The following is a 17,488-nucleotide window of genomic DNA, read 5'->3' as shown; positions in this document are numbered from 1 at the left end:
GTGCCAACTCCAACTCATTGAATTTGTTTGTAAAACATTCAGCGTTGTGAGTGTCCGGGTGTCCGCGGACGCTCACCCGGACAGTGTCCGGCGGGCGATGTCCCGGTATGTCCGCTGGCTGTCTGATCCAGCTGGCTTAGAATGTCCGTTCGTAATCACCAATGGATAGGCTATGTGCGGCATTGTGGGAGCGATCGCTGATCGCGATGTGGTTCCGGTACTGATTGAAGGACTCAAGCGGCTGGAATACCGCGGCTACGATTCCTCCGGCATAGCTGTGCTCGATGCCGAGCACATCCGCCGCGTGCGTCGCACCGGTCGTGTTGCCGAGATGGAAGGTGCGGCCATCGCCGAGCAGTTCCATTCGGTGATGGGCATCGGCCATACCCGCTGGGCCACCCACGGTGGCGTCACCGAGTCCAATGCCCACCCGCATATCAGCCAGGGCGTGGCACTGGTGCATAACGGCATCATCGAGAATCACGAAGAGCAGCGCGAGAAGCTGCTGGCACTGGGTTATGTGTTCGAGTCGCAGACCGATACCGAAGTCATCGCCCACCTGATCCACCATCACCTCAAGGCCGATCGCGACGATCTGCTCAGCGCCCTGCAGCGCACGGTCAAGGAATTGACTGGTGCCTACGCGCTGGCGGTTATCAGTGAGAACGAGCCCGAGCGCATGGTGGTGGCGAGGATGGGCTGCCCGCTGCTGATCGGCCTTGGCGATGGCGAGAATTTCGTCGCCTCCGACGTATCGGCCATCCTGCAGGCCACCCGTCGGGTGATGTTCCTGGAAGAGGGCGATACCGCTGAGCTGACCCGCCAGGGCGTGCGTGTATTCGATGCCAACAATGCACCAGCGCAGCGCGAACAGCGCATGTCGGATGTATCGCTGGCCTCGTTGGAGCTGGGCCCGTACCGCCACTTCATGCAGAAGGAAATCCATGAGCAGCCGCGCGCGCTGGCCGACACCGTCGAGGCAGCGATTGATGCCGGTGGTTTCCCGGCAACCCTGTTCGGCCAGAACGCCGAAGCGGTGTTCAAGGACATCGAAGGCGTGCAGATTCTGGCCTGCGGCACCAGCTACTACGCTGGCCTGACCGCGCGCTACTGGATCGAAGCCATCTCCGGCCTGCAGTGCAGCGTGGAAATCGCCAGCGAATACCGCTACCGCGCCGCCTACGCCAATCCCAAGCATCTGATCGTCACCATCTCCCAGTCCGGCGAAACCCTGGACACGATGGAAGCGCTCAAGTACGCCAAGTCGCTTGGCCACAAGCACACGCTGTCGATCTGCAACGTACCGGAAAGCGCCATCCCGCGTGCCAGCGAGCTGGTCTGCTACACCCGCGCGGGTGCCGAGATCGGCGTGGCCTCGACCAAGGCCTTCACCACCCAGCTGGCCGCGCTGTTCCAGCTGACCGTGGTGCTGGGCAAGTTGCATGGCAAGGTCGATGCCGCGCAGGAAGCGGACTACCTGGAGCAGCTGCGGCATCTGCCGGGTAGCGTGCAGCACGCTTTGAACCTGGAGCCGCAGATCGCCACCTGGGCTGAGCGTTTCGCCGGCAAGTCGAACGCGCTGTTCCTCGGCCGCGGCCTGCATTACCCGATCGCGCTGGAAGGCGCGCTCAAGCTGAAGGAAATCTCCTATATCCACGCCGAGGCCTATCCGGCCGGCGAGCTCAAGCATGGCCCGCTGGCGCTGGTGGATGCGGAAATGCCGGTGGTGGTGATTGCCCCCAACGACAGCCTGCTGGAGAAGGTGAAGTCCAACATGCAGGAAGTGCGTGCGCGTGGTGGTGAGCTGTTCGTGTTCACCGACCAGGACAGCAACTTCAATGCCTCCGAGGGCGTGCACGTGATCCGCACCCCGCGCCATGCCGGCGTGCTCAGTGCCATCGTCCACACCATTCCGGTGCAGATGCTGGCCTACCACACCGCCCTGGCACGCGGCACCGACGTGGACAAGCCGCGCAACCTGGCCAAGAGCGTTACCGTGGAGTAACGCAGGTGTCACCGGAGCGTAACCGGGCCTATGGATAATCACCTCCAGCAGCCCGGTCCTCTCTCCCCCGACGTTGCTCGAAGCCCGGCCCAGCGCCGGGCTTTTGCTTTGTGGGGTGTCCGGGCGGCCCTTACAGACGGCGCTCGGGATTTCGGTCACAGTGCCGACCGCGATGGTTCGCGGGATTGGCAGTTGCAAAGTGTGATGAACATCATAGAGGCGATGATGATCGCGCGCCGCTTTTGCCGGTTTACCCAATAGAGCCAGCAGAAAAACCGGCACCGCCGGTGGGGACGTCATGACAGGGGGCTGTATGTGTGTTGCGAAAGGCGTGCCGCCAGGTTGGGTGGTGCGCGTTCAGTGCTGGACGATGGCTGCTGCTCGCGCGGCGGCGGTTGGGCTGCGCGCATGAGCCGGCGTTACCACTTCATTGCCGGCCTGCCACGCTCCGGCTCGACCCTGCTGGCCGGCATCCTGCGGCAGAACCCACGCTTTCTTGCGTGCAAGGTGGTTTATCCGGCCGTGCTGCCATCCGCAGGCGTTGGCCTGAGACGCCTTGGGAGGACGGGGATGGCCATCGTTCCGTGAGTGAGAGCGCGCAAGCGGCCTGCTGTGCAGGCGCTTGCGGTATGAGCGCTTGACGGCGGCGCAGCCGGCAGGTTGGCGCCCATCTGATCAGGTGTGTTTGGACATCAAGCAATGTTGGCAGGCGACGCTTGGCGGGCCTGTCCGGATGAATGAAATGGCAAAGGGGCGACCAATGCGTTTGGGAAAGGGTGGGTTTCGGCTTTTATTCACAGCAGTGCTTTGGAGCCTCGTGCTGTTTCTGGCGGGCGTCAGCGCCCCGGCAATGGCCGCGACATTCTCGTTGACCCATGGCGCGGGTATTGAAAACGTCAGCAGTCGCAGTTCGGCAACCTGGACCGAAAATGGCGAGACCTTGCGTTTCTCTGTGATCGGGGCGCCTGACTACTATCCCCGTAGCTGCGATGGCATCCTGGGGGTGATGGGTACCATGGATTGCTTCTTCTTTGATGGCTGGGGCGTAAGCAGGGGAGCAAGTGGGCCGGGGCCGCTCGATGTGACGACGTCAGTTACGGGCAAAGTATTTGATCTCACCAGCCTGGCGCTTACAAACCTCGAACCGTTCGATAGTGGCAATTACCTCGTTACGACCAGTAAAGGAGGAAGTCGAAGCGGTTCGGTGAATATATATGGCGTTCCAGCGACCCTGAATTTCTCTGGCCCCGAGTTTGTGGGGATTTCGTCATTCACAATCATGTTCACAGGCTACGGTGGTGGTGTAGCCACGTCGTTTGCCCTCAACCAGGTTGTCTTGAACAACCTCACCACCGTTCAAACGCCTTCTGTACTCGGGGTTTCCCCCACCACCGGGCCCAGTGGTGGGGGCACGTCGGTGGTCATCACCGGCACCGGCTTCAGTGCAGCAGCGGCCACCGGCGCAGTGAAGTTTGGTGCCGTGGTTGCCACCTACGTCGTCAACAGCGACACACAGATCACCGCCACCGCGCCCGGCAACAGTGCGGGCACCTACGATGTCACCGTGACAACGGTTGGCGGCACCAGTGCGACCAGCGTGGCGGACCAATACATCTATGGCTCGGCACCCATTGTGACCGACGCGAGAATCAACATCAGTGGTGCCAGCGGCACCGCCGGTGCTTACAAGGTCGGCGACACCGTTACTGCTACCTGGAACAACACCATCGGTGGTGACAACAACTCTGGAATCACCAGCGTCACCATGGACTTCAGCCAGTTCGGCGGCGGCCCGGCCGTGGCTGCGTCGAACAGTGGCGGCATGTGGACGGCTAGCTACACCATCACCTCAGGCGGCATTGACGCAACCAACCGCAACATCAGTGTCAGTGCGACCAACGCAGCCGGTACAACCACCACCGCCGACACTACCAATGCAACCGTGGACAACATCGCGCCAACGGTGACCGACGCGCGGATCAGTATCAGCGGTGCTACTGGAACCAGCGGAATCTACAAGATCGGCGATACGGTTACCGCCACCTGGAACAATACCGCCGGCGGCGACAACAACTCCGACACCATTTCCAATGTCACCGTGGACTTGACCGACTTCGGTGGTGGTGCGGTGGTAGCAGCCACCAACAGCTCGGGCACCTGGACGGCCACCTATACGATAGTTTTGGGCAACATCGATGCCACCAACCGGAACGTCAAGGTCACCGCCACCGACAATGCGGGCAATAGGGCGACAACCACTGACACCACCAATGCAACCGTGGACAACAACCCGCCCTCTGTCAGTAGTATCGCGGTGTCCGGCTCACCATTGGCGACGGATACGTCGATGGCCTTCAACGTCAGCTTCAGTGAGCTGGTGACGAATGTTTCCACTGACGATTTCACTGTGGTGGGGGCCAACGGTGCGACGGGCAGGATAGCCAGTGTTTCGGCGTCCAGCGGTTCATCGGTAAGCGTGAACATTGCCGAAATTTCTGGTAACGGCGAAATAAAGGTGAACCTCAACGCATCGACCAACATCGTCGATAAAGCGGGGAATTCGATTCCGTCCTACAATGGTGGCAGTCCCCATACCGTTGCAATCCCCGCCGTACCGGGAACACCGACCATAGGTACTGCGACGGCGGGCGATACGCAGGCGACGGTGACTTTCACCGCACCCGCCAGCAACGGCGGTTCGCCGATCACGAGCTATACGGCAACTGCCAACCCCGGCGGTGCCACCGGAACCTGTACCGGGCCGGCGGCTTGTACTGCCACCGTTGGCAGCTTGACCAACGGCACGGCCTACACCTTCAGTGTGACTGCAACGAATGCCGCCGGCACAGGTAGCGCCTCCGGTGCATCAAACAGTGCAACACCGAAGGCCAACCAGGTCATCAGCTTCGCCCAGCCGACCAGCTACAACTTCGATGCCAGCGCAACCCTGACCGCGAGTTCAAACTATGCGATCGGTGGGGGCGCAACGGGTTTTGCGATCAGCTTTTATTCGACGACGGTGGGCGTGTGCACGGTGACCAGTGCTGGTGTGCTGACCTTCGTTACTGCAGGAACCTGCACCATTGATGCAGAACAAGCGGGAAACTTTTCGACCAATGCTGCGACTACCGTCACCCGCAGCTTCACGGTCAAAGCAGTGGCACCCTCCGCACCGACGATAGGTACCGCAACGGCTGGCGACACCCAGGCTACGGTCACCTTCTCTGCTCCTTCGAGCTCCGGCGGTGCTGCGATCATCGCTTCCGGTTACACCATCAAGGCAAACCACGGCGGAGCCAGCGCTACGGGAAGTTCGTCGCCGGTCACCGTGACCGGGCTGACCAACGGTGTCTCCTACGACTTCACGGTGACCGCGACCAATTCCGCAGGTACCGGCAGCGAATCCGAGAGCAGCAACGCCGTCGTCCCAGCTTCGCCACAGACCATCACCTTCAACAATCCGGGCTCACAGAACTTCGGCACGACGCCGGATCTGCGCGTCATCAACGGCGGTGCCTCGGCAACCTCCGGTCTGGGGGTGACCTTCACCTCTTCCACAACAGGTGTATGCACCGTTACCACCGATGGTGTGCTGGCATTCGTCACCGCAGGCAGCTGCACCATCAAGGCGGATCAGGCTGGCGACAGCGCATTTCTGGCGGCGACGCAGGTCAATCACACTTTCACTGTCAGCGCTATCACGGCAGGTGCACCCACTTCGTTGGTGGCTATCGCTGGCGACACCATGGTCAGCGTCAGTTTTGTCGCGCCCAGCAACACCGGTGGCACAAGCATTACCGGCTATTCGGTCACGGTCAGCCCTGCCGATGTCCCCCCAGTCAGTGTCGCGGGCTCACCAGTTGTTGTGAGTGGTTTGACCAATGGCCAGCCCTATACGTTTACTGTCAGCGCCGACAACGGTGCGGGCACCGGCCCAGCGTCGATTGCCTCCAACTCGGTCACGCCCAAGGCAGCCCAGACCATCACCTTCAACAATCCGGGGGCACAGAACTTTGGCACTACGCCAACCTTGACCGCTACTTCGGACTCCGGGCTGACGCCGACGTTCACTTCCAGCACAAGCGGGGTATGCACCATCAGCCCCGTTGGTGCACTGATCTTTGTGACTGCGGGTACCTGCACCATCAACGTGGATGAACCTGGCAATGGCTTCTATATGGCCGCAGCCCAGGTCACCCGGAACTTTGCCGTGAACGCCGTACTGGCAGGAGCACCGCAGAATGCAGTGGCCACTGCAGGTGACGGTGAGGCCAGCGTGGCTTTTGCCATCCCCACCTCCACCGGCGGCGCAGACATCACCGGTTACACCGTTACTGTCATTCCGGCCGATGTTGCACCGGTCAGCGCTATCAGCTCGCCGATTGCAGTGACCGGGCTGACCAACGGCCGATCCTATGAGTTCACCGTGTCGGCCACCAACAGTGTTGGCATCGGTCTGGCGTCCAACCCAACCAACGCTGTGACACCCACCGCAGCCCAGACCATCACGTTTGCCAACCCGGGTGCGCAGAATTTCGGAACGACACCGACCTTGACCGCGACTGTGGATTCGGGCCTTGCAGCAACCTTCACAACGGGCACCGCAAGTATCTGCACCATCAGCAGCGACGGCGCGCTGAGCTTTGTGGCGGTGGGTACCTGCACCATCCACGCCGACCAGAATGGTGATGCCAGCCATGCTGCGGCCATGCGGGTGAGTCAGAGCTTCACTGTGCAGGCCGTCGTATCGGCGGCGCCGGTTATCGGCGCCGCCACGCTCAGTTCACCGACCGTGGCCGACGTTGGCTTTACCGCTCCGGCGTTTGATGGCGGTGCAGCGATCACCCAGTACGAGGTGATGCCGTCGCCGGGCGTAGCCGGTGGTCCGTTTGTTGGTGCCGGCTCGCCGGTGACAGTCAGTGGTTTGGTTGCTGGCCAGAGCTATACCTTCACTGTGCTGGCACGGAACAGTGCCGGTGACAGCCAGGCATCGGCTGCTTCCAATGCGGTGCAGCCGATGACGGCACAGAGCATCACGTTCAACAACCCGGGCACGCAGAACTTCGGTACGACGCCGACCCTGAGTGCCAGCGCCAGCGCCAGCTCTGGCTTGGCGGTGAGCCTGTCGGTGGCCGGCACTGCTGCTGCAGTGTGCGACATCGACAACGGTGTGCTGAGCTTTGCAACCGTCGGCATCTGCACGGTGCTTGCTGATCAGGCCGGTGATGCCAGCCACGATCCGGCTGGCCAGGTCAGCCAGAGCTTCACGGTGCAGGCGGTAGTGCCGGCAGCGCCGGTGATCGGCGCGGCGACGCTGAGCGGGCCAACGGCGGCTGAAGTGAGCTTTACTGCGCCGGTATTCGATGGCGGTGCGGCGATCACCCAGTACGAGGTGTTGCCGTCACCGGGGGTGGCCGGTGGCCCGTTTATCGGCAGCGGTTCACCGCTGACCGTCAATGGCTTGGTTGCAGGCCAGAGCTACAGCTTCACCGTGCTGGCTCGCAACAGTGCCGGCGCAAGCCAGGCATCAACCGCCTCTGGTGTGCTGCAGCCGATGACGGCGCAGATCATCAGTTTCAACACGGCGGGCAGCTACGATTTCGGTACTACGCCAACGTTGGTCGCTACTTCCAGCGCGGGCCTGTCGGTGAGCTTGACGGTGGATGCTGGCAGCATGGCCGTGTGTGCGATCAACAACGGTGTGCTGGGCTTTGCCTCTGCTGGTAGCTGCACCATCCATGCGGACCAGGCGGGTGATGCCAGTCATGATCCGGCTACGCGTGTCAGCCAGAGCTTCTTGGTACAGGCGGTAGTACCGGCAGCGCCGGTGATCGGCGCCGCCACGTTGAGTTCGGCGACGGTAGCCGAAGTGGCCTTCATCGCCCCTGCATTTACTGGCGGAGCGGTGATCAGTCAGTACGAAGTGATTCCGTCACCGGCCGTCGCTGGCGGTCCGTTCGTTGGCGCTGGCTCGCCGATGACGGTCAGTGGCTTGGTCGCAGGCCAGAGCTATAGTTTCAGCGTGTTGGCGCGCAACAGTGTGGGTGACAGCATTGCGTCTGCTGCTTCCAATGCCGTGCAGCCGATGACGGCTCAGACCATCACCTTCAACAACCCGGGCATGCAGAGCTTCGGTACTACGCCGACCTTGAGTGCAAGTGCCAGCTCCGGTCTGGCGGTGAGTTTGTCGGTGGATGGCGCAACTGCTGCCGTGTGCGCCATCAACAATGGTGTGCTGAGCTTTGCGACCGTTGGCATCTGCACGGTGCTTGCCGATCAGGTCGGTGATACCAGCCACGATCCGGCTGCCCAGGTCAGCCAGAGCTTCACGGTGCAGGCGGTAGTGCCGGCAGCGCCGGTGATCGGTGCGGCCACGCTGAGTTCGGCAACAGAGGCCGAGGTGAGCTTTGTTGCTCCGGCGTTTGCTGGTGGTGCGGTGATCACCCAGTACGAAGTGATTCCGTCACCAAGCGTGGCCGGTGGCCCGTTCGTTGGCACTGGCTCACCGTTGACGGTCAGTGGTTTGGTTGCAGGCCAGAGCTACAGCTTCAGCGTGCTGGCGCGCAACAGCGCGGGTGACGGTATTGCGTCTGCTGCTTCCAATGCCGTGCAGCCGATGACGGTACAGACCATCACCTTCACCAATCCGGGGGCGCAGAACTTCGGAACGACACCCACCTTGAGTGCAAGTGTCAGTTCGGGCCTGGCGGTGAGCTTGTCGGTGGATGGCGCGGCCGCTGCTGTGTGCAGCATCCGCAACGGCGTACTGAGCTTCGCGTCGGTGGGGACCTGTACGGTGCTTGCCGACCAGGCCGGCGATGCCAGCCACGGCCCGGCGCTACAGGTCAGCCAGAGCTTCAACGTGCTGGCGGTGGCGCCGGCGGCGCCGGTGATTGGCGCCGCGGCGATGACCTCCGCAACCGCTGCAGGCATCAGTTTCACCGCGCCGAGCTTCGATGGCGGTGCTGCGATCACGCACTATGAGGTGGTGCCGTCACCGGCCGTAGCTGGTGGTCCGTTCGTGGGCAGCAGTTCGCCCGTAGCGGTGGACGGATTGATTGCAGGGCAGAGTTACAGCTTCACCGTGCTGGCACGCAACAGCGCCGGTGACAGCCCTGCTTCGGCTGCATCCAACGCACTGCAGCCGATGGTCGCGCAGAGCATTTCCTTCAGTGTGGCGGGCAGCTACGACTTCGGCACGACGCCGACGTTCAGTGCCGCGTCCAGTTCGGGCCTGCCGGTGAGCCTGACGGTGGATGCTGGCAGCGCATCGGTGTGTGCGATCAACAATGATGTGCTCAGCTTTGCTTCGGTAGGTAGCTGCACCGTGCATGCCGACCAGGCGGGCGATGCCAGCCATGATCCGGCAGCACGGGTCAGCCAGAGCTTCGTGGTGCAGGCCGTAGTGCCCGCAGCACCGGTGATTGGCACTGCGACCATGCTGTCCGAAACCAGTGCCGAGATCAGCTTCACCGTACCGGCCTTCGACGGCGGCGCGGCGATCAGCGGCTATCAGGTGCAGCCACACCCGGCTACGGCAGGAGGGGCCACCTATGCGGGGACCGGTTCACCAATAAGCGTGACCGGTCTGACCAAGGGCGTGCAGTATTCGTTCTCCGTGGTAGCCATCAACAGCGTCGGCACGGGCGCGCCTTCGGCCTTCTCGAACACCTTGTTCATGGTGCCGCTGCTTGAAGCCCATCCGGTCACGCAGAACGTTGCCTATGGCACCGCGGCGGAAATCACCCTTTCTGTCACCGGCACCTACCAGGCAGTGAGCGTCTTTGTTAACCCAGTCAATGGTTCGGTCAGTGTACGGGGTACCAGGTTGACCTATACGCCGACCCTGGGCTACGTCGGCCCGGACAGCTTCACCTACGAGGTGATGGACGGCTATTCGAGCGCAACGGCGACGGTCAATGTGATGGTTGGCCCGCCCAGCTTGTCGATGGACAGCGGTGTGGCGGACGCAGTCGCCAGCTCCGTTTACCAGCATCAGCTGGTCACCCGTGGTGGCATTGAGGGCTACAGCTATGTGGTGACCTCGGGCAGCCTGCCGGCTGGCGTGAACCTGTCCAATGAGGGGCTGCTCAGCGGCACGCCCACCCAGACCGGCAGCTTCACGTTCACCGTCAGCAGTACCGATAGCAGCTATGGTGCCGGGCCGTTCACGGTGGCACAGAGCTATACGTTGGTGGTCACCAATCCGGACCTGGAACTGGCTACCTCGGCACTGATGGTTGCGTTTGGCGGGCAGCAGTATCGGACCCAGCTGCGCAGCCAGGGCGGTACCGCGCCCTACAGCTACAGCATTGCTGGCGGTCAGCTGCCGGCAGGGCTGTCGTTGAGCGCGGACGGTGAAATCAGTGGCGTGCCGGAGCTGGCCGGAACATTCGCATTCACCGCGCAGGTGACCGATGCGAATGGCTTTGCCGACACCGCCAGCCTCAGCCTGAAGGTGGAAGCGGGACTGCAGATCATCCATGACATGGCTACCGATCCGGCCGAGCCGGTGTTCGCCGCCGGTGGAAGCTTCATCGTATCGGCACAGGGGGGGCAGTCCGGCAACCCGCTGGTATACGGCAGCGGTTCACCGGCGATCTGCAGCGTGGCGGGCAATGTGGTGACCATGCTGGATGCAGGCACCTGCGTGCTGACGATCGATCAGGCTGGCAACGCGCAGTACCTGGCGGCACAGCAGGGCGTACTGCACGTGGACATTGCGGCTGCGGCGCCGTCGCTGGCGTGGTTGGACGGTATCAACAAGGCTTATGGCGAGGCTGCCTTCGACCTGCCTGATCCCAGCAGCAACAGTGCCGGTGCTTTCAGCTTCAGCAGCAGTGATACCCGTGTGGCGACGATCACTGGCCGTAGCGTGACGCTGGTGGGCGAGGGCAGCACTACCCTCACCGCTCACCAGGCAGCGCAGGGTGGCTACACCGCGGCCAGCGTGGAGCTGACCCTGACTGTCAATGCACGGCCTGACCCGACCGCTGACGCCAGCGTGCGCGGCAGCCTGCAGGCGCAGGTGGATGCCAGCGTGCGCTTCAGCCGCGTGCAGCTGGGCAACATCCAGTCGCGTCTGCAGCAGGTGCGTTCGGGCAGCAATCCGTCGTCGGCAACGTTGACGCTGGCTTACGCTGGCGATCTGCTCGGGCAGGCCTTGTCGGTTCCGGTGCAGCTGCCGGTCAACCAGTTCACCGGCATGCCCAGTGGTTGGGGTGGCTGGATGTCGGGCACGGCCACGTTTGGCAACAGCGGCCAGCAACAGGGCGGTGGCTTCGATTTCAACACCGACGGCATCAGCCTGGGTGTGGACCGTAGTTACGGCGACAACGGCCTGCTGGGTATGGCCGCCAGCCTGGGCCGCAACCGCAGCCGGTTGGACAACTCACCCTCGCGGACGGACGCCGACCAGTACTCGCTGGCGATGTATGGCCTATGGCGTGCCGGTGAACACCTGTTTGTTGATGGTGTGCTGGCGCAGGGCCGTCTGGACTTCGACATCGCGCGCTGGAGCAGCGATGCCAATGCCATTGCGGTTGGTCAACGCGATGGCAGCCAGACCTTCGGGGCGTTGACCTTCGGCTATCAGCAGCAGCACGGTGCCACCACGCTGTCCGGCTATGGCCGCTTCGATGGCAGTCACACCCGCCTGGACGGCTACCGCGAGCATGGCTTGCAAGCGTATGACCTGGCTTATGCGCGGCAGACCGTGCGCAACAGTGGGCTGGCGCTGGGCTTTGACGGCAGTTACAGCTGGCAAGGTGAACGTTTGCAGCTGCGGCCGTTCTGGAAGCTGGAGTACCGTCAGTCCCTGTCCAACAGCGGTGACGCCTGGATGAACTACGTGCAGCAGCCCAGTGCCGATGGCTATCTGCTGAAGATGCAGAGCTATGCCGACAACATGGTCACCGCCGGGTTGGGGTTGGACATGCAGACCCGCAACGGCTGGTTGATCTCGTTGTTGTTCGGCCGTGACCAGGGCAGCAACAGCGCCTCCAGTAACAGCGTTGGCCTGCGCATCACCTACGGCAAGGGTGGTGCCGGTGTTGGCAGCGCGGGCGCGATGGGTGAGGCTGGGCTCGATGATTGCCAGGGCCGGCGTTGCCGGCGGGGCCCAGGGGCGCAGCAGATGCCCGGGGTGCCGGTCCGGCCCTGATCGCGCCCTGATGCGATGACGACAACGCCCGGCCCTGCGCCGGGCGTTGTCGTTCCAGCCCCGGTAAGCTGGCCGGCAAGGTGATTGTTGGCTGAATGAATTGAACGCCCGGAGTACCCAAATCGCCCCTTGCCACGCACTGCATGATCAAGGGGACATCGTTTTCGTTGCCCCAGCCATTGGGAGTGGGTGATGAGGTTGCGGAAAAGCCACCGTCGGCAAGGTCCGGGCGGGAGACGATGATGGAGTCGGCCGGACAGGACCAGCCCGGGGGCGATTTCGCTGCGCGGGCGGTCCACGACTACAGCGCCGAGCTGCACCGCTACCTGCGCCGGCGGGTGGCCGAGGCGCAGGATCTGGGTGACCTGGTGCAGGAGGTCTATCTGCGCCTGCTGCGGGTGCAGAGCATCGAAACCGTGCGCAATCCGCTGGCCTATATCTATGGCATCGCCGCGCACGTGGCCAGCGAGTTCAACATGCGCCAGCGCCAGGGCCGGCTGCTATACGACTCGACGGTGGTGGACGCGGTATCCGAGAACCCGGGGCAGGTAGCTTTCAGCGAAGGCGGTGGCTTCTTCGAGCGGCAGGTAGGCGATGCGCTGGCGCAGCTGCCAGCCAACCGGCTGGCGGTGCTGCTGCTGGAGCGGCGCGAAGGCATGAGCCATGCGCAGATCGCGCAGAAGCTGGGGCTGAGCGTGCATACGGTGAAGAAATACAGTGTCGAAGCGCTGGCGCATGTACGCGCGAGCTTGGAACGATGAACAGGATGTGGACCTTGCTACGAGCAGGGCGGGTGAAGCCATGAATATCTATCGCACATCGCCGCAACAGAGCCGGGAGCGCGCCGCACGCGAGGCAGCCGAATGGCTGCACGTCATGGGTGCTGCCCCCAGTGATGCCGACCGTACCGGCTTTGCCGCCTGGGTGGCGCGTTCGCCGCTGCACCTGGAAGAACTGCTGATGGCGCAGCTGGTGCAGCGCGAGCTGGCCTCCAGCACCGCGCTGCAGGCCTTCGATCTGGACGCGGTACTGGCACAGGCGCAGGCCATGGACAACGTGGTACCGCTGCACGATGCACCCAGCGCTGTCGCGGGACCACCGCCGCAGCAGCGCATAGCTGCAGTGCGTGGACGCCGTCGCAGACTGAGCTGGGCACTGGTGGCGGGCGTCGCCGCCTGTGCGCTGCTGGTTGGCAGCTGGACTCTGCTGCAACCGGAGGTGCCGGTTCACCAGTACGCCAGTGCGGTCGGCGAGCAGCGCAGCATCGCCCTGACCGATGGCTCGATGGTCACCTTGGCACCGGCTTCGTATATCGCTGTGCGCTTCAGTGCGGGTGTGCGCGACATCGAGTTGCGCGATGGCGAGGCCACCTTCGATGTGGCGCACGACACAAGCCGCCCGTTCCGCGTGCATGCCGGCGACAACACCGTGCAGGCGGTGGGAACGCGTTTCACCGTCAACCGGTTGCCCTCGGGCACGCTGGTGGCGGTCAGCGAGGGCAAGGTGAAGGTGACCGCCAACAGCAATTGGCTGGAATCGCTGTGGCGCGATGATGCGCCGACGCTGGAAGCGGGCAAGGCCAAGGTCGAATCGCTGGGCCGCCCGGCGGCATTGTCAGCCGGTGAGCAGGCGCGCATACCGCAGGGGCAGCAGGCCATGCTGCGGATGCCGCTGGAAGCACCGAGCGCGCCGGCCGATGGCAAGCGGCGGTTGAGCTTCCGCAACGACACCCTGGCAGACATCATCAGCGAGTTCAACCGCTACAACCCGCGGCCCATCGTGGTCACCGATCCGCTGATCCGCGAGCAGCGCTACAGCGGCGTGTTCTATGCCGATGATGCCGATTCCTTCCTGCAGTTCCTGGAATGCTGCTCGCAGCTGCAGGTCAGCCGTCAGGCTGATCGCAGTGTGATCGGCAACCGCGGTAGTCGTCAGTAAGCAGTAATGCAGGTTCCCGGAAAAATATTTCTGCTCATGAGTACCCTTTTCCCGCACTTGGACACACGGATGTAATAAGAGGCTGGTTCCGCGCAAGGCGGCTCCGGTTGCTCGGTAACCATTCGATGTCTTTCGGGGGCGAATTATCCATGGGGTCCAGCACTATTCTTCATAAGCACGCGTTGGTGAAGGCGGTGGCGCTAGCGCTGCTGGTCGGCACCGGCAATGTGGCGGTGGCACAGTCAACACCGGCAGCCGACACGGTTGCCGATGCGGCGGTGTTCCAGTTTGATGTGCCGGCGCAGTCACTGGCCTCGGCACTTGAGGTGTTTGCCGAGCAGAGCGGGCTGCAGGTGGTCTATGCCGGCGGTGCTGGCAGTGGCGTGCAAAGCGGCGCGGTCAATGGCCGCCTTGCTGCGGACGCTGCCTTGCAGCAGCTGCTTGCGCCTACCAGCTATACGTCTGCCTACATCAATGCCAAAACCGTCGCCATCCGCCCGCGCAGCAGCGCTGGCGATGTGGTTGAACAGGCAGGCGGCAATGCCGAAACGCTGGAGACCATCAATGTCACCGGTACTTACCTGAAGAATATCGATCCGGCTTCGCCGCTGATCGTGATTGATTCGCAGCTGATCGAAAGCCGTGGTTATGCTTCGATCGAAGACGTGCTGCGCAACCTGCCGCAGAACTTCTCCAATCGCACCAGCGCCTCGCGCGCGCTGGGTGAGAAGGAGTTCGGCAGCACGTATGGCGATGGCGTATCCGGGTTGGGTTCCTCCGGCGCCAATCTGCGCGGCCTGGGCAGCCGCTCCACGCTGATCCTTGTCGATGGCCGTCGCCGCAGCGGTTCGGCACAGGCGCAGGGCGCCTACACCGATATTTCCTCGATCCCGGTTTCGCAGATTGAGCGCATCGAAGTACTCAGCGATGGCGCCAGCGCCATCTATGGCTCCGATGCCGTGGCTGGCGTGATCAATATCGTGCTCAAGAAGTCCTACGACGGCACCACCGCGCAGGTACGGCACGAGAACTCCAGCACCGGCGCCGATGTATCGCGGCTGGATCTGGCCCGTACCTTTGGCTATGGCAGTGGCCACGTCACTGCGGCAGTAGGGTTTGAACGCACCCTGCCTGCTGATGTCACCAGCCTGATCCATGTTGGCCCGGACGGCCGCGGTGACTTCAGCGACCGTGGTGGCGTCAACGGCCGCACCCGCAACAAAGGCCAGCCCGGGGTGGTCTATGAGTCCTTGGATTTCGGCATCGACTATCACTTCATGGGCGATGTGCTCGGCGTGATTCCCGCTGGCCAGGATGGCACCGCATTGGATCCGGACAGCCTGCTTGCCTACGACCCGGCCACTGCACCGTCGACCTATGAGCGCAGCCGCATCGGTCCCAAGGTTGATAACAGCTATGTCCGCATCAGCGGCCTGCATGATCTTGGCGAAACCACCCAACTGAACTACGGCGTCAGCCATGTGCGTCAGGTCAACAAGGAGAACTGGCGGCCGACGCTGTTCGATTTCAGTATCTTCGAGGACGGTTACAACACCTACGTTCCCGAGAGCAATCCATACAACAATTTCGGCAGCGACGTGCTGGTGGGCTATTCCTTCGAGCGTGAGTTCGAGGGCATGAACCTGAGCGAAGATCAGAAGCAGACCAATAGCGATGCGCATATCGGCATCAACGGCAAGCTGCCCTTCGCCAAGGGGTGGGACTACGAGGCGACGTACAGTATCGGCCGCGAGAAGGGCACCACTACCGCCTTGATGGACCTGACCGGCTCGATGGGCGCCGATGGCTATGCGCGCACGCTGGAAGTGCTCAATGGCTTGAACGTGTTTGGCGACGGCAGCAACGACGCAATTGTCGCGCGCAATCGCGAGCTTCTGCAGAGCCTGGTCGAACGCTATGTCTATCGTTTCCAGTCGCGTGCCAATACGGTGGACCTGCTGACCCGTGGTGAGCTGTTCCAGCTGCCCGCAGGCAAGATTGAAGCGGCGTTTGGCGCACAGCACCGAGAGCAGCGCTACAACTACGAGAGCAATCTCGGCGAACGCTTGAATTCAGAAAGCACCGGCAAGTCAGAGGCACTGTTCACCGAGATCGGCATCCCGCTGTTGAAGGATCAGCCGCTGGCCAAGCTGCTCAGCCTGACCGTTGCCGCGCGCTACGAGCGCTTCGATCAGCGCGGCGACAGCGCACTGCGCGATTGGTCTGCCGGCCTGGGTGAACTTGGTGGCTTTGATGTCGAGCAACTGACCGGCATCAACAACGACGGCGCTACCGGCATGACCGGCAGTGACACCACGGTGTCGCGCAGCTTCAGTCGCACCAGCCCGCTGGCACGTTTGGCGTGGAAGCCGATCGATCAGCTGCGCCTGCGTGCCACCTGGGGCGAGTCCTTCCTGGTGCCGCAGGCCCAGCAGCAGTTCGGCCAGCTGATCATGGATGACTACACCGCACGCGTGCTGTTCAACGGCGGCCAATTGCCGGACGGGGTCACCCAGATCGTCGCGCTCAGCGGCCCCAACGCAAACCTGAAGCCGCAGGTGGCCAGCGTGGTGACTTACGGTTTCGATTGGTCGCCGACCTTCGCTACCGGTCTGCAGCTGTCGGCCACCTATAACCGCACCACCTTCGACAACTACATCGGCGATCCGCTGTCCGGCCTGACCTATTCGGAGATCTTCAAGGACATCAGCAAGATGCCTGAAGGCACCTTCACCCTGGGCGAGAACGGGGTGATGTTGTGGGACAACCGTGCGATCAACTTCCTCGGCCGGCGCTCGCGCAGCGTCGATACCACCGCCAGCTATTACTTCGGCAATGACTGGGGCGATTGGCGCATCGAGCTCAATGCCGTGCGTACGCTGGAGCTGACCTCGCGTTCGTTGGCGTCGATGCCGACGCTGAGCTATGCGGACAGCGAATTGGGGCCGAGCAAGTGGGCCGGCGACCTGTTCGTCGGTTGGGAAGGGAATTCGTGGTTTGCCTCGCTGGGCAGCCATTACAGCGCCGCGCATCGCGTGCTGTATCCGCTGTCGGCCACCGCCACCGATTACAACGATTTCACTCCAAACGAGAGCCCGCGTACGCGTTCGGCGTCCTACACAACCTTCGATGCGCAGGTCGGCTATCGCAAGCATCAGCGTGACGGCTGGTTGGGTGGGGTTACCGCACGCATGGGCGTACAGAACATGTTCGATCGCGACTATCCGTTCGTCGACAACCTGTCCGGCTTCGTCTCCAACCGCGTGAACATCCGCGGCCGCGTGCTCTACCTGGACATCAAGAAAGAGTTCTGACGCCGTCGCGTTGCTCCGTAACAACGCGGTGCGCCGATCCCTCATCGGCGGCGCGCCGCATCCATTGCA

Annotated in this window: 6 protein-coding genes; all 6 read left to right on the top strand. The window is 62.8% G+C overall.

The window, feature by feature from the left end; translation table 11 throughout:
* Window positions 1–172 precede the first annotated feature (172 nt).
* The 6 genes from glmS to ACVOLR_RS12155 all read left to right on the top strand — a co-directional run bounded on the left by glmS (window position 173) and on the right by ACVOLR_RS12155 (window position 17,419).
* The gene (gene glmS, locus ACVOLR_RS12180; RefSeq protein ID WP_481536655.1) at window positions 173–2,005 is read left to right on the top strand and encodes a glutamine--fructose-6-phosphate transaminase (isomerizing); all 1,833 of its coding nucleotides are present in this window, start codon (window positions 173–175) and stop codon (window positions 2,003–2,005) included.
* 408 nt (window positions 2,006–2,413) lie between these two features.
* Entirely contained in the window at window positions 2,414–2,593 is a 180-nt protein-coding gene (locus ACVOLR_RS12175) for a hypothetical protein (protein ID WP_481536654.1), read from the top strand.
* A 691-nt stretch (window positions 2,594–3,284) separates the two neighbouring features.
* Window positions 3,285–12,167 carry a fibronectin type III domain-containing protein gene (locus tag ACVOLR_RS12170; RefSeq protein ID WP_481536653.1) on the top strand — a complete coding sequence of 2,961 codons (8,883 nt, stop codon included), beginning with the start codon at window positions 3,285–3,287 and terminating at the stop codon, window positions 12,165–12,167.
* 242 nt (window positions 12,168–12,409) lie between these two features.
* The gene (locus tag ACVOLR_RS12165) at window positions 12,410–12,928 is read left to right on the top strand and encodes an RNA polymerase sigma factor (protein WP_481536652.1); all 519 of its coding nucleotides are present in this window, start codon (window positions 12,410–12,412) and stop codon (window positions 12,926–12,928) included.
* A gap of 40 nt (window positions 12,929–12,968) precedes the next feature.
* Window positions 12,969–14,105, top strand: coding sequence for a FecR family protein (locus ACVOLR_RS12160; protein WP_481536651.1), 1,137 nt, complete (start codon window positions 12,969–12,971; stop codon window positions 14,103–14,105).
* A gap of 149 nt (window positions 14,106–14,254) precedes the next feature.
* Window positions 14,255–17,419 carry a TonB-dependent receptor gene (locus ACVOLR_RS12155; protein WP_481536650.1) on the top strand — a complete coding sequence of 1,055 codons (3,165 nt, stop codon included), beginning with the start codon at window positions 14,255–14,257 and terminating at the stop codon, window positions 17,417–17,419.
* The last annotated feature ends 69 nt before the right edge of the window (window positions 17,420–17,488 follow it).

The sequence above is a fragment of the Stenotrophomonas sp. STEN030 genome, assembly GCF_056759995.1.
Note: the sequence above shows the minus strand (reverse complement) of the source record. Positions and strands in the feature narration are given on the sequence as shown.